This is a genomic window from Ewingella sp. CoE-038-23 (assembly GCF_040419245.1).
Lineage (GTDB): Bacteria > Pseudomonadota > Gammaproteobacteria > Enterobacterales > Enterobacteriaceae > Ewingella > Ewingella allii.
On the sequence record NZ_JAZHOH010000001.1, the window covers coordinates 2,921,216 to 2,936,999 of the forward strand.

Here is a 15,784-nt window from a genome sequence, read left to right on the forward strand (position 1 = left end):
TTATTTTTCAGCCTTTTCTGGCCTTACCCATTCGTTTACTGCCTAACGCTCATTGCAAAAAAATGCCCCCGGCGCTTACACGCTCGGGGGCTTGACTCTTAGCTTTGCTGTTGTACGTGCAGACCGTGCTGAACCAATACGTCTCCCAACGTGTTGGTGCTCGCCAGCGAGGCGTTGTGGTAGACGTCAAACGTCAGGCCATCCACGGTACGCTGTCCGGTTTCAGTCCAAGCACCATCACTTCCTGTGACCAGATTCACCAGACTTCCCTCGCCGCCTTTGATGATCACTTCATCATTGGCCGAGTCTTTAACCGACTGTGCTTCGAGCAGGTTCAGCGTGATGCTGTTCGTGCCAGAGTTACCGAGGTCAAAGATGTCGATATGCTCGACTTTGAAGCCCAACAGGGTCAGATCCAGATGCTGGTTGGTACCGCCAAGTTGCAGGGTATCCACGCCAGTGCCACCGTCGATATGACCGAAGTCCAGCGTATCCACGATGATGATGTCGTTACCTGCCGTACCCACAACATCCTGCTGGGTATGGTCAACTTCAATCGTCACGCCGCCGATGGAGAACGCCGTTTCAGCATGGGCCGTGGTGCTGGTGTCGGTAGACGCCACCTGCGCTCCGGCATCCGCCGTGACCAGTGGGTCGGTCAGGGTGCTGGTGGCGTGATGCACGGTGTCAGTGGTTGAGCTATCGCTGCTGGTGGTATGCAGCGCCGCCACCGCGTGGGTGTCGTCCGTGGCCTGCACATCCAGCGATTGCGCTTGCAGCGAGATCAGTGGGCTACCCGTCGCCAGCCCCACGTGGAGGTTGATGCCGTTACCCGCCAGATCCGTCGCCTGAAGTCCAACCACGTTACCGGTCAGCGCGCCCAACAGAGTGAAGAGGTTATAAGCCGCAAACACCTCACTGCCGAACTTCGCCTGCCACGAACCGTCTGCCTGCACTACCGCGCCAAGAGTGGTACCCAGCAAGGTGACGCTGATAATGCCGCCCTGCCCGATGTTGGCGCTGCTGCCTTTCAGCGTCAGGCCCGCACCGAGGATGCCACCAATCAAGCCAGTCAGAGAGCCAAGGCCGTCGAGGGAAACCAGCGGCAGGGCGTGTGTTTTGATGACCAGCGGGCTGGTTTGGGTGGTGATGTTACCCACCGCATCGGTGATGGTGACTTTGACCGTGGTTGCGCCATCGGCAAGCGCCTTCAGCTCAGCCGCGGTAAAGGTGACATTCCACGCGCCGTTAGTGATGGTGCCAGTATGAACCACCCCACCTACGTTGACCGACACCGAACCATTCTGCACGTTAGTCGTGCCGGTCAGCGTGGTGTTGCTGCTGGCTTCGGCCAGATTGAGGAAGCCGTCACCGCCAAACAGCGTGCCCAGATTGAGCGTTGGCAGAGTATGGATACCCACGGTGACATTGGCGCTGGTATCCACGGTGTGGTTCGCGGCGTTGGTGACAGACACACCTACCCCAACCGTACCGTCAATCAAGCTGGAAAGCAGGCTTGGCAGCACGTTGACGGAGAAGGTGCCGTCTGCTTTCACCACCGCCGACAGGCTGGCCCCGCCGATAGTCACCGTCACGGTAGAACCTTCGGCGTTGGTGGTTTTACCACTGATAGTCTGCGTAACCAGCGCCTGCACCGCATTCAGCAAGCCATTGTTGAACAATGGATCCAGCGTGATGGTCGGCAAAGCGTTGGCAATCACATTCACCGCGTTGGTGATAGTACCGACGTTACCTACCGCATCGGTGAAGGTCGCGGTGACGTTCTGCAAGCCGTCGGTAAGAATGCCTTTCAGATCCAACGGCGGTACTGTGACGCTAAATGCCCCGCCCACGCCGACGGTCGCCAGATAGGTTTTCCCGTTGAGGGAAATCTGCACCTGAGAACCGACAGCGACGTTGGTCGCCACGCCGCTGATGGTTTGACCGGTCAGCAGGTCAACCACGCTCAGCACGCCGTCACCAAAGATTGGGTTAAGTACAATCGATGGCAGGTTGTGAATACCGACGTTCAGGCCCGCGTTGACGCCGTTGGTGTTGCCCGCCGCATCCGTGACCGTCACACCGACGTTGAGGTTGCCATCCAGCAACTGGCTCAGCTGCAGTGGCGTCACTTGCACGTTGAAGTGACCGGTGCCATCGACTGTGCCGGTGAGCACCAATGGCCCCAGCGTAACTTTGACCGACGAGCCGGCCGTGGCGTTCAGCACGGTGCCGCTGATGGTTTGGGTCAGCAGCGCTTCGGCCGCGTTGAGCACCCCGTTGCCACCAAACAGTGGGTCCAGCACCACTTTCGGCAGGCTATTGATGATGACGTTGGCATTCACGTTGGTCGAACCAACGTTACCCGCGTCGCTCACTACCGACACGCCGATAGCCAAGGTGCCGTCAGCCAGCGCTTTCAGGTCGCCCGGTTGCAGCGTAACGGCAAATTTGCCGCCCGCGTCTGTTACGCCAAGGAAGGTTTTGCCGCCCAGCGTCACTTTCACCGTAGTCCCCGCCGTAACGCCGGTCACCACGCCGCCAATGACCTGCGACGTCAGTGCATCCACCGCGCCCAGCACGCCATTGTGCAGAACGTCAGTCAGACTGATGGTTGGCAAGGTGACGTTAATCGCCGCCTGCGCGCCCACGCTGGTGGAGTTACCGTTGGCATCGGTCAGCGAGACATTGACGCCGAGGTTGCCGTTGGTCAGGCCGCTCAACAGGTTAGATGGCACAGTGACACTGAAGTGCCCAGTGGCATCAACCTGCGCGGTCAGAGGCGTACCCCCGCCGACTTGCACCGAGAGTGTGGTACCCGCCGCGACGTTTTTCACCACGCCGGTAATGGTCTGGTTCAGCAGGATATCCGCCGCGTTCAGCAAGCCATCGCCAAACAGCGGATCCAGCACGATTTGCGGCAGATTGTGCAGTGCCACGGTCAGCGGGTTCAACGCCTGAGTCAGCACGTTGCCCGCGGCATCAGTGGCGGTCAGAATAACCGGCACCACACCGTCGGCCAGACTTGCCAGAGCACCCGCAGGGATAGGGATGCTGAAAGCGTTATTGAGCACGGTTCCGGTAAAGGTCAGCGCACCGACCGCAATCTTAACAACGGTGCCGTCGGCCGCGGTCAAAGCACCGCTGACAGTCTGCTCAGCGCCAGATACCACGGTATTGAGGATGTGATCCACATTGCCCAAACCGGAGGTCAGGTCGCCCAGCACTGGCAGGATTTTCGCCACGTTGAGGTCGATAACCTGCACTTTGGTGTTACCCGCGGCATCGGTCAGCACGACGTTCAACGCCAGTGGACCGTTTGGCAGATTAGCCAACAGCGTCGGAGGAATGCTCAGGTTAAATTGACCATTCACACCGACATCGGCCGTGATCGTTTGTCCGCCGATTTCCACCGCCACCTTGGCACCAACGCCCGCACTGGTGGCGACGCCGCCAATGGTTTGGGTCAGCAACAGGGAAGCCGCGTTGAGCACTCCGCCCACCAGCCCGCTGGTGATATCCAGATCCAACAGGCTGTTGAACAGCACGTTAATGCCCACATCGACGCTGGTGGTATTCCCGGCCTTATCGGTGACCGACGCGGTGAGGACGTTTGGCCCATCCAGCAGACCTGACAGGCCCGTTGGCAGGATTTGAGCACTCCAAGCCCCTCCCGGTTGAATCACTGCGGAACCCACGGTGACGCCAGCAATCTTGATAGTGACGGTCTGCCCTGCTTCGGCGCTGGAAGTACCGGTCAGCAACTGCGTAACCAACCCTTCCGCGAGATTCAGCACGTTGTCGCCCGCCAGCACGCCCACGCTCAGCAGAGGTGCTGCGGTGTTGGTGGTGAAGGTATGAGGCGTGGTAGTGACGTTACCCGCCGCGTCACTCAAACTGGCACTGATGGTGTTTGTACCCGGTGGCAACCCTTGCAGATCCGCCGCCGGAACCGTGGTGCTCCATGCGCCACCCGCACCGACCAGCGCGGTATAGGTTTTGCCGTTCAGGGTCACAGTCACCGTACGGCCAGCTTCCGAGGTCGAGCCGTGCCGCTGATGGTCTGGTTAGCCGCAGCTTCAGTTCCGTTAAGCACGTCATCACCGGCGAAGGCATTGACGGTCAAGGTTGGTGGAGTACGGTCAACCACGATGGTTTGTGTCACTGTCGCCGTCGTGCCATTAAGGCCAGTCATCGACACTGTAACGGTATAGTTACCATCCGTTGGGAAGGTGACTAATTGCGACAGCCCGACAATAGTCCAGGTACCGCTAGCGCTTGGCAGTGCTGGGAAGGTGCCCACGACTGGAACACCGTTAACAAACACGGTAATTAACTGCGGAGTCAGTACAGTTTGGTTATTCAGATACTGACCGGTAAAGGTCATGATCAAGCCGCCATCATCCGTTGAGTTGATGATGTTATCGACACTGATTGGGTTAAGTGTCAGGAACGCCGCAGGAGGCGTCACGCTGACTGTAATGTCATGAATATCTGGCGTTGCAGCATTACCCGCAAGGTCAGACACGTTCGCCGTGATGTTGGTCGCACCATTACTTAGCGTCTGCAACTGAGCAGGAGACAGCGTTAGGCTCCAGCTACCGTCAGCCTGAACAATGGCGCTTAATCCGGTGATTGAACCCACAGTAACATTAACAGTTCGCCCAGCCTCGACGTGAGCCGTGGTACCGCTAATCGTTTGCGGTGTGCGGCTTTCAGCGAAGTCCAGAATGTTATCACCTGCAAAAGTACCCACGGTCACGGTTGGCGCGGCAGCAGCGTCTGTCGCAATACCCACGTGGGAAATCGCCGTGTTGGTGTTACCCGACGCATCTGTCGCAGTGACGGTAATGGTCTGGCTGCCCTGTGGCAGAGTCGCTATCTGCGCCGGGGTTAAGTCCAACACCCAGGTTCCGTCAGTGACGGCGGCGGTGAAGACTTGGCCACCGATATTGACGCTAACGCTGGTGCCGTCCGTGATGCCGCTTATCTGTGTTCCCGCTGCCGCTTCGGCCAAATTAATGTAGCCGTCGGTGGAAACGTTGTTCACGGTAACCACTGGCGGTGTGAAATCAGTGGTGAACGCAAATGGCACAGTATTGGTGTTGCCGCTGGCGTCGGTTGCCGTGATGTTGATGGTGTGATCGGTGCCAGTCAGGCCGCTCAGGGTGCCAGCTGGCAGGTTAAGTGTCCAAGAACCGTCAGCCGCGACGGTGGCGTTATAGCTGGTGCCGTTGACATCAATCACCACTTTCACCGCTTGGCCCACGCCAGAAATGCCGGTGTTCCCCTCAATGACGAGAGGCCCCGCCGCTTCGGCGATATTCAGCACATTATCCGCACCAAACGGCTGGTTGGTGATGCTTGGGTTAGGGATGTTCAGGTCAACCGTAAACACTTCTGGCGAGCTGATATTGCTATTGCCGTACTGGTCGGTGCTGGTCACGGTGATGGAGTGCGTCGGCAGCCCGGCGATATCCGCCAGTTCAGAAGTGGTTAGCTCCAGGGTCCATTTGCCGTCTGCACCTACGGTAGCGGTCAGCGGCGAAGGATTACCCGCAATGGTAACCGTCACCGTTTGGCCTGGGCCAGTGATGCCCGTTGAGCCGCTGATAGTCTGGCCTGCGGCCAATTCAGCAGCGTTGAGCACGCCGTCACCAAACACCAAGTCTATGGTTGGAACTGGAGGTGGTGTCAGCTGAACCGAAATGTTCTCGGCTTGGGTGCTGGAGTTGCCCGCAACGTCGGTCACCGTTACGGTGGCCGTCCAGGTGCCATTCGGCAAGCCTTGCAGGGTCGCGGCATCTAACGGCAGAACCCAAGTGCCGGTCGCTGAATTTACGTCGGCGGTATAGTCCTTACCGTTAAGGTTCACCGTCACTTTCTGACCATCAGAAGTGATCCCGGTAGTACCGCTGATGGAGCCACCCAGCGCCGCTTTATCAATGTTAATCGCGCCGCCAAAGCTGTCAGTGATAGTCGCCACCGGCAAGGTATTAATGTAGGAAACAAATGGCACATCGCTCGACACGCTGTTGCCCGCGGCATCGGTCACCGCCACGGTAAGGGTGTTTTGGCCGTCGGTCAGGCCCACCAGCGTGGCTGTTGGGGTAGTCGCCGTCCAGGTACCATCCGGACCCACTACCGCCGTCACCGGTTTACCATCCAGCGTTAATACCACGCTGTCGCCCGCTGCAACTTTACCGGTCACAATCTGGTCGACGCCTGACTCCAGCTTGTTCAACGCGCCATCGCCAAACAGTGGGTCGACAACGGCAGCTACAGGAGGTGTCAGATCGACCGTCACGCTGTGCGAAGCCGAGGCTGGGTTGCCCGCCGCATCGGTGTAGCTCACGGTGACGGTGCCCACGCCTTCAGTAATATTTTGTGGTGTGATAAGACCCGGTGCCACGGTGGCGGTCCATACGTTATCCGTCACTGTGCCGGTCACTTGTACACCCGCGACACTCACCTGCACCACCGTGCCGTTTGGCAGATTGGTGCTGGTACCGGTGATAGTGAAACCATCGGCAGCCGCGGTGATATTAACGAAATCGAGTGCCTCTAGCGTCAGGACTGGCAAGTTGTTGATTGCCAGCTCAATTGCCGGATTAACCGTAATGTCTGCCACATTGCCTTGAGCATCGGTCACGGTGGCGGTGATCACCAGTGGGCCATCGGTGGTGATGGCTTTCAGGTCAGCCGCTGGGATAGTCAGCGTCCAGTTGCCGTCTTCAGGCACCAGTACCGGGTAAAGCTTGCCGTCGACGGTCACGGTGACCGTCAGGCCCGCCGGAGCCGTACCGGTAATTGGCAGGCCGAGTGCTGCTTCCACGGCATTAACAATGCCATCGGCACCAGCATCCACCACGATAGTCAGCAGCGGAGGCGTGGTATCTACCGTCACCTGATGGGTGCCGGTCGCCACGTTTTCAGCAACGTCATTACCGGTCGCGGTAATGGTGTATTCTTGATTTTGCAGCGCCTGCACGTCGGCGACAGGAACGGTGGTGCTCCATTTTCCGTCATCCCCAACGATCGCCGTGTAAGGCTTACCGTTGAGCGTGATGTTAATGGTTTCGCCCGCCACCAGGTGGTTGGAGGTCCCGCTGATCACCAGAGGCTGGTTGTGCTCGGTGCTGTTGATGACGTCGTCACCAGCAACTTTATCAATGGTAATGGTTGGCAAGTTAGCTTCGCTCGCCAGCACATTGACCTCGTGACTCGCCGATGCCGGGTTACCCGCCAGACTGGTGGCGTTAGCCGTGATCGTGGCCTGACCATCACTCAGCCCGGCCAGATCGGCAGCCAGCACCGTGGTGGTCCAGTTACCCTCTCCATCAACCACAGCGGTGTAAGTCTTGCCATTGAAGGTCAAGGTAACTTCACGCCCCTCTTCAAGCTTGGTCGAGGTGCCGCTGAGCACCAGATCTTGGCCTTTCTCAGTGGCGTTGATGTAGTCATCATTAGAAATCGTATTGATGGTCAGCGTCGGGGTGTAAGCCGCGCCAGCCTCAATGGTGAATTCATGGTTGATGGTGGTGGTGTTGCCCGCAGTGTCAGTCAGGGTCGCCGTAATGGTGTGAGGACCATCGCCCAGAGCTTGCAGCGCGTCGTTAGGCAGTGGGATTGACCATTTGCCATCCGTGTCGACGGTGCCTTCATAGGTCACGCCGCCCAGAACCAGACTCACTTTGACGTTTTGACCACTGTCGCTGACTGATGCAGTCCCGGTCAGGGTGATAGGTTGCAGCAGTTCAGCGGTGTTGATGATGTCGTCACCCGCCACCAGATCAACGGTCAGCGTTGGTGCTACTGTGTCGACGGTGGCCTCAATGGTGCTGCTGCCGGTAGCACCGGACGCGCTGGTCGCGGTGACTTCAATGCTCAGCGCCCCTTGTGGCAGGCTCGCCAAGGCGTTGGCCGGCACGTCCAGCGTCCATTGACCATTGGCGTCCACGGTGGCATCAAAGCTGATCCCACCGATGTTCACCTTCACGGTTTGTCCCGCGCCGGTCGCGCCGGTGGTCCCGGTCAGCGTCTGCACTTCAGCCAGCTCGCTACCGTTGAGGATGGTGTCGCCGAATGGTGCGTCGATAGATGGGAACAGCGGGCTAGGCACGCCAGTGACATTGACGGTGCCGTCAACCAGGGTTTGGTTGCCCGCCGCGTCAGTGACGGAAACGCTGTATGGATGGTCGCCGACCGCCAAATCGCCAAGGGCATTTGGTGGCACCAGCACAGACCAAGAACCGTCGGCCTGGACCACGCCGGTGTAGGTATGGCCGTCAATAGACACGGTGACCGGACGACCTGCATCGCCGATGTCGCTGGTCCCTTGGATCAGGAAGCCCGTCGCCACTTCGTCGGTGTTCAGCTTGTCATCGCCGGTCAGCGGCTCAACGCTCAAGGTTGGAGCCGTCAAGTCTATGGTCACATTGGTAGTGGTTGTGCCCGTGTTACCCGCTGGGTCTGTGACAGTAACCTGCAGAGGCGAGGAGCCATCAGTCAGGCCATTGAGCGCGTTAGCCGGGATTGTGACCGACCAGGTGCCGTCATTGTTAACCGTGCCGGTGTAATCTACCCCGCCAATGTTCACGGTGACTTTCTGGTCTGGGCCGACAGCGCCGGTGTTACCGGTCAGAATCTGATCGGCCGCCGCTTCAGGCTTGCTCAGCACGCCGTCGCCAAATGGCGTATTCAGCACTGGAACTGGCAGTTGGGTGAAGACACCCAATGACTCAGTCACCGTGGTGCTGTTGCCCGCCGCGTCTGACAGGGTGGCGGTTAATGTGTATTGACCATTTGCTAAGCCCAAGAGCGCGTTAGCTGGGATCTCCGTGGTCCACTTGCCGTCCCCCCCAACTTCAGCCAGATAGGTTTGGCCATTGATGGTCAAGGTAACATTGCGCCCCGCGTCAGCAGGATCTGCGGAACCACTCAGCGTTACGGCGGCAGCGGCTTCAGCTGCGTCAATGTAGCCGTCGCCCGAAATTGGGTCGATGGTCAACGTTGGCGCGGTGAAGTCGACCGTCACGTTAGACGTGATAGGCGTGCTGTTGCCCGCCGCATCGGTGGCAGTCACGGTGATTAGGGTATTATCCTGCGGCAGCGCCTGCAAATCAGCCGCTGGAATAGTCACTGTCCACTGACCGTTGCCGCCGACGGTGGCGGTGTAATCTTTACCACCGAGTGTCACGGTCACGGTTTGACCATCGCCCACTATGCCGGTAGAACCACTCAGCGTCTGGCTGGTGGCGGCTTCCGCCGTACTCAGCAGGCCGTCGCCAAAAGGTTGATTGATAGTTGGTGCGGGTAGTTGGTGGGTGTAGACATCCAGCGTGACGGTGCTGCTGACCGCGTTGCCTGCGGCATCGGTTGCGGTCACTTTCACCGCCAGCGGCCCGTCGCCGAGCAGCGCAAGATCGGCTGCCCCAACCGGCACGGTCCAAGTGCCGTCCGCGCCAACGGCGGCGGTGTAGGCTTTACCGTTCAGAGTGACAGTGACGTTAGCACCCTCGGCCACGTTGTGCGATGTCCCGCTGATGTTGATGCCTGCGCCCGCTTCCTGCGCGCTCAGTTTGTTGTCACCGGTGATTGGGTCAATCGCCAGACCACTCAACTCGGTGTTGATGGTCAGTGGCAGAGAACCTTGCGCCGGGTTACCTGCTTTATCAGCCACTTCGGCGGTCAAGGTGATTGAACCGTCGTTCAAAGCAGTCAGGTCAGCCGCTGGAATTTGCACGCTCCATGCGCCGCTGGCTCCCACGGTGGCGGTGTAAGTTTTGCCATTCAACGTGATGGTCACTTGCTGTCCGGCTTCTACATTGGTGGTAGTACCACTCAATGTTTGGTCGGCCAGGCGCTCGGCCCCGTCGATTACGTTGTTACCCGCAAAGGCATTCAGCGTCAGGGTTGGCTGAGAATCGACGCCGGTTGCCAATGTAACATTGGAGGTCTGGGTGGTGGTGTTGCCCGCTTCGTCAGTCAACGACACGCTCAGCGGATACTGCCCGCTGGCCACGCCGTTCAGCACGCCAGCCGGAATATTTACCGTCCAACTGCCGTCACCGCCCACAACGCCGGTATAGGTAGCGCCGTTGAGGGTCACGGTGATGGTTTTACCTGCTTCGCTGACGGAAGCCGTACCTGTCAGTTCAATCGCCGCCGCTGCTTCCGCGCTGCTGACAATGCCGTCGCCGGCCAGAGGATTCACGGTCAGCGTTGGCGCGCTGAGGTCAACGGTCACATTGCTGTTAATAGTAGTGCTGTTGCCTGCGTTATCGGACGCCACCACCACGATCGGGTTGCTACCTTCCGGCAGAGCTTGCAGATCGGCCGATGGAATGCTGATCGTCCAGCTACCATTGGCTGCGACGGTGGCGGTGTAGTCATGGCCGCCAAGGGTGACGGTGACGGTTTGGCCGTCGCCCGCTTTGCCGGTAGAGCCAGTCAGCGTTTGCGCCGTGCCTGCTTCGGTAATGTTCAGGAAGCCGTCGCCGAATGGCGTATTGATGGTTGGTTCTGGAGCCACATTGTCAACGCCGACGGAAACGCTATTAGTCAGCGTATTGCCGTTAGCATCTTTAGTGACTGCGCTGACCGTGGTGGTGCCTGGGTCAATTCCCGCCAGTTCAGGGCTGGTGAAGTTCACTAACCAGCGGCCATTGGCCAGCACTTTTACGGTATGTGACACAGTACCGAAGGTTACTACCACGTCGGTGCCCACCGGCACGCCGTAAGTCGTACCCGTAACCTGAATACCGTTTTCCGTTTCCACCGCGTTGATGACGTTATCGCCCGTTACCGGGTCGATTGCCACGCCGTTCTCAGTAATATTTACCGTGAAGTTATCGGTGCCAGAGGCTGAGTTACCGGCCTTGTCCGCCACTTCTACCGAGATAGTTTGAGTGCCGTTAGTCAGCACCTGCATATCGGTAACCGGGATGATGACGCTCCAGCTGCCGCTCTGCTGAACTTCAGCCGTGTAGGTGTGGCCGTTCAGGGTGATTTTAACGATCTGGCCCGCTTCCACGTTGGCCGTGGTGCCGTTCAGCACTTGCGCCGTTTGGACTTCCGCACCGTCTACCGCGTTATCGCCACCAAATGGATTGATGGTGATAGTCGGTTGGATACTTGGGTCGGAAACCACGTGGATAGTATTGGTGGTGCTGGTGCTGTTGCCCGCCGCATCGCTCAACGTAGCATTGATAACAAAATCACCATTGAGATTGTTCAAGGCACCGGCTGGCAGAGCAACGCTCCATACGCCGTTCGGCCCAACCGTCGCGGTATAGCTTTCATTGTTCAGCGTGATGGTGACTTCGCGTCCAGCCTCAGAGACAGAAGCCGTCCCCGACAGGGTTAACGACCCTGCGGCTTCGGCCAGGCTGATTTGCCCATCGCCCGCCAGCGGATTGATAGTCAGGGTTGGCGCCAGGGTATCTACCGGCACAGTAGCACTGATAGTCTGGCTGTTACCGGCGACGTCGGTCGCAATCACCTGAACCGGCGCCGTGCCGTTCGGCAAGTTGCTCAATACGCTGGACGGAATGCTGACGCTGAAAGTGCCGTCATTGGCGACCGTGGCGGCAAATTGCTGGCCGCCGATGATAACTGTTACATTCTGGCCTGCGCCTGTTACGCCGGTGGTGCCGGTAATGGTCTGCCCAGCGGCGGCTTCGCTGCCATTCAAGGTGCCATCGCCAAACAGCGTATCCAGCACTGGGGCTGGCAGGTTGTGCACGTAAACGTTAACGCTGCCGGTGGTCGAGATAGGGTTCCCGCCGCCATCGGTGGCGCTCACCTCGATATTCTGCACGCCATCGGTCAGTGCCTGAATAGCAGCCGCTGACAGTTGAATGCTCCAGGTGCCGTTTGCGGCAACATCCGCCTGATAATTCACGCCGCCGATGTTAACGGTGATCGCGCCCACGCCAGCAGGGACGTTGAAGGTGGTCCCGCTGATGGTCACGCCTGCCGCAGCTTCAATGGCATTGATGTTGCCATCCACGGAAATAGGATCGATGGCGATACCGCCTAACAGATCGTTAATCTCAAACGGACGGTTTCCAATCGCTTGGTTGCCGGAACTGTCACTGACCGTCACGGCAAAGTCTGCCGGGCCATTGCCTGCATCGGACAGCGCCGAAGCTGGAATAGTCACGCTCCACGTGCCGTCTGCCCCCACGATACCGGTGTAGGTTTTGCCATCAAAAGTGACAGTAACCGTGTTGCCCGCCTCGACGTTTGTGGTGCTACCGGTCAGCTTCTGGTCAATCTGAATTTCTGCGCCGTCCACGATGTCATTGCCCGCAAAGGCGTTAACAGTCAGCGAAGGCTGAAGCGCCGGATCGGCGGCGACGTGAACGGTGTCAGTGGTGACGGTAGTGTTGCCCGCGGCGTCAGTCAGCGTAGCGGTGATAGTAATATCACCATTTATCCCGGTCAGCGTGCCGGCTGGCAGGTCAAAGGTCCATTTACCGTCTTCGCCAACAATGACGTTATGCGGCTCACCGTTTACATTGAGAACCAGCGTGCGGCCGGCTTCAGAAGCCGATGCCGTACCAGTAATGGTGATAACGCCAGCGGCTTCATTGAATGAAATTTTATTGTCAACGGCCACAGGATCGATAGTGACGTTTGGCGCAAGGGTATCCACATCGACCGCAATTGGGGTGCTAATACCGCTAGAGTTACCGGCAGCGTCTTTCACTTCGGTGGTCAGGCTGTGCGGGCCTTCGGCCAATGGCGTCGTTGGGGTATAAGACCAGTTACCCGTGCCATCAACGGTCACGGTTGCCAAGACGGTATCGCCATCACGAATAGTGACCGAACTGTTCGGCTCGGCCTTGCCGCTCAGGGTTGGCGTGGTGTCGTTTGTCGCGCCGGTGATTGGCAAATCATCGTTATTCACCAGTTTAACGTCGGTCGCAGCACCCGGCGCCGCGGTATCAATTTCCACAGCAATTGGAGCACTGATGCCGCTGGAGTTACCGGCCGCATCGCGCACTTCGGTGGTCAGTCCGTGTGGGCCTTCCGACAGCGGATCTTGCAGCGTAACGCTCCAGTTACCATTTTCATCAGCAATGGCGCTGCCCACGATGGTGTTCCCGTCGCGCACAATGACTTTGCTGCCCGCTTCGGCTTTGCCGCTAACGGTTGGCGTGGTGTCATTGGTGATGCCATCCACCGGCAGGCCGTCTCCATTAAGGATTTTCACCGCCGTGGCCGGCTCAGGATCGATAGTATCGATATTCACCACGATAGGGGTGCTAACGCCGCTGGTGTTGCCTGCGGCATCGGTGACTTCAGTGGTGATGCTGTGTGGGCCTTCGGACAGCGGCTGATCCAGAGTCAAACTCCAGTTGCCACTGCCATCAGCTTGTACGGTGCCAAGTACGGTGTCGCCATCACGAATAGTGACGATGCTGCCCGATTCGGCTTTACCGCTGATGGTTGGCTGGGTGTCATTGGTGCTGCCGTTAGTGCCGATCGGCGTGTTTTCACCATCGGTTATCTGCACGTCGGTGGCTGGCGAAGGCGAGCTGGCATCCACGACAACAGCAATTGGGGTAGTTGGCGGGCTAGCGTTACCCGCAGGGTCAGTAACCACCACGGTCAGGCTGTGATCGCCATCGCCCAGTGGTGGATTCGGTGTGAAGGTCCAGTTGCCGTTGCCATCCACCGGCGCGGTGCCAATCACCGTGCCACCGTCGCTGACGGTAACGGTGCTGCCCGGCTCGGCTTTACCACTCAGAGTTGGGGTGTTGTCGTTGGTGGTGCCGGTGATTGGCTCGTTGGCGTCATTGACCAGCGTGACGTCAGTTGCCGCACCCGGCGCGGTGGTGTCAATCTCAACCGCGATAGGTGCACTCACGCCGCTAGAGTTGCCCGCAGGATCCGTCACCTGCGTCGTAATGTTGTGAGTACCCTCGCTCAGCGGCTGGGTTGGCGTAACGCTCCAGTTGCCATTGCCGTCGACCACGGCGGTACCAATCACTGTATTACCGTCGCGAACGGTAACGGTACTGCCCGCTTCAGCCTTACCGGTAATGGTCGGCGTGGTGTCGTTTGTCGCGCCATTGATCGGCTGGTTAGCATCGTTAACCAACGTCACATCCGTCGCCTCGCCAGGCGCGGTGGTGTCGATAACCACCACGATCGGCGTACTCGGGGTACTGGTATTTCCGGCTGGGTCAGTGACTACGGCGGTCAGACTGTGGTCGCCATCGCCCAGTGGCGGGTTAGGTGTGAAGGTCCAGTTGCCGCTGCCATCCACCGGCGCGGTGCCGATCACCGTGCCGCCATCGCTGACGGTCACCGTGCTGCCCGGCTCGGCTTTACCACTGAGGGTTGGGGTACTGTCGTTGGTGGTGCCAGTGATAGGTTGGTTGGCATCGTTGACCAGCGTCACGTCAGTCGCCACACCCGGCGCGGTGGTGTCAACGCCAATGGTCACGCCCTTGGTGACGGTTTGCCCGTTGGAGCCGGTTACGCTGACGTTGGCCACATAGGTGCCGTCCGCCAGACCTTGCAGGTCGCCCGCGGGCAGAGTGATGCTCCATGAGCCATCTGCCGCCGTGGTGGTGGTGTAAGTTTTGCCATTGAGGCTCAAGGTCACGGTCTGCCCGGCGGTGACGTTAGCCGTCGTGCCGCTAAACACCTGTGAGCTACCGACTTCGGCTTTATTCAAAACATTATCGCCGGCGAAGGTTGCCAGCGTTAGGGTAGGAGCTGGGTTCGAACCGCCAGGCTGTCCTGGCTCTCCGCCATTGTTGCTACTGCCGCCACCGCCGCCACCGCCGCTACTCGCAGCAATGGCAATGCCCGCGCCTAATGCCACGACGCCAAGCACTGCGCCGAGAATGGCCGGATCGAAGTTGGAGCCGTCGAGGAGCAGCGCGCCGACGTCTGGCACAGTTTCATAACCCGGCACCACCGCCACGGCAGAGCCGGGAGCAACGCCGGTATCGACGAAGGTGGCATGTTCAATCGGGTGCACGCCGTCATCAAAGATCAGCTCGCTGTGGTGGCCTTTGCCATCGGTGGTGAAGAAGCCTTGATAGCGAACGGTGCTGCCATCCTGCATGTGCAGGATAAGATCGTTCCCCGCGCGCTCGTAGCTCGCAACCGCCGCGCGCGTAGCATGGACACGTACAATGCTGAGTTGGTTGAGATTGACGGTCTGGCTGGCGCCGGACACTTGGGAAATTACGCTGCCGTTAGTACGGGAAAGTACGTCGACGATGACATTGCCTTGTTGAGCCATGCTGTGTGCCCCTTAAACCCAGAGTAAGTAAATACGCACCACAAAAGTTCCTTTTCGACAGGGTCAAAAAGCGAACTGCGGTGAATTTTAAGATCATGAAAACAATGATTTACTTTCCAACTGGCGTGGGGTGCTGCATGTAAATCCAACAAAAAGGCAATAATATTTCCTGTTTTTCACAGGTTTTTTTAGAAAAAAGTCAGGCTTGAATTTGCCTTAACTCCAATAAGTTATATGCATGATTTAACCCAAATACATTAAAAAATTGTTATCAATACGATAAGAAAAATGAATCGAAACATTTTGAAATATAAGTTTGACGGCGTTATTTTTGTCGTCTACGCCATAGAATTTGACTTTAATTACTTGATGATCAAGAAATTTGACTTAAGAGAGAGTTTTAAGGATGTGCTACATTTTTGCTTAGTTAAGCTTTTTTCATCTTAAAAAAGCATAACTAAAACTTAACGATTGTGTGATCGACACTAAAATTTCACATTTTATTTACACAGC

The 15,784-nt window shown here is 58.1% G+C and carries 2 protein-coding genes; both read right to left on the reverse strand.

What is annotated here, in order from left to right:
• Nucleotides 1-98 precede the first annotated feature (98 nt).
• Nucleotides 99-4,022, reverse strand: a complete 3,924-nt coding sequence (locus V2154_RS13850; protein WP_353502745.1) for a beta strand repeat-containing protein — start codon at nucleotides 4,020-4,022, stop codon at nucleotides 99-101.
• On the reverse strand, nucleotides 4,019-15,271 hold the full coding sequence (locus V2154_RS13855; protein ID WP_353502746.1) for an Ig-like domain-containing protein: 11,253 nt from the start codon (nucleotides 15,269-15,271) through the stop codon (nucleotides 4,019-4,021). The genes V2154_RS13850 and V2154_RS13855 overlap by 4 nt, the downstream gene beginning before the upstream one ends.
• Nucleotides 15,272-15,784 lie beyond the last annotated feature (513 nt).

What these genes read in the sequence shown, in the direction of transcription:
- V2154_RS13855 (WP_353502746.1), bottom strand. Translation starts at nt 15,271, where the DNA reads ATGGCTCAACAAGGCAATGTCATCGTCGACGTACTTTCCCGTACTAAC.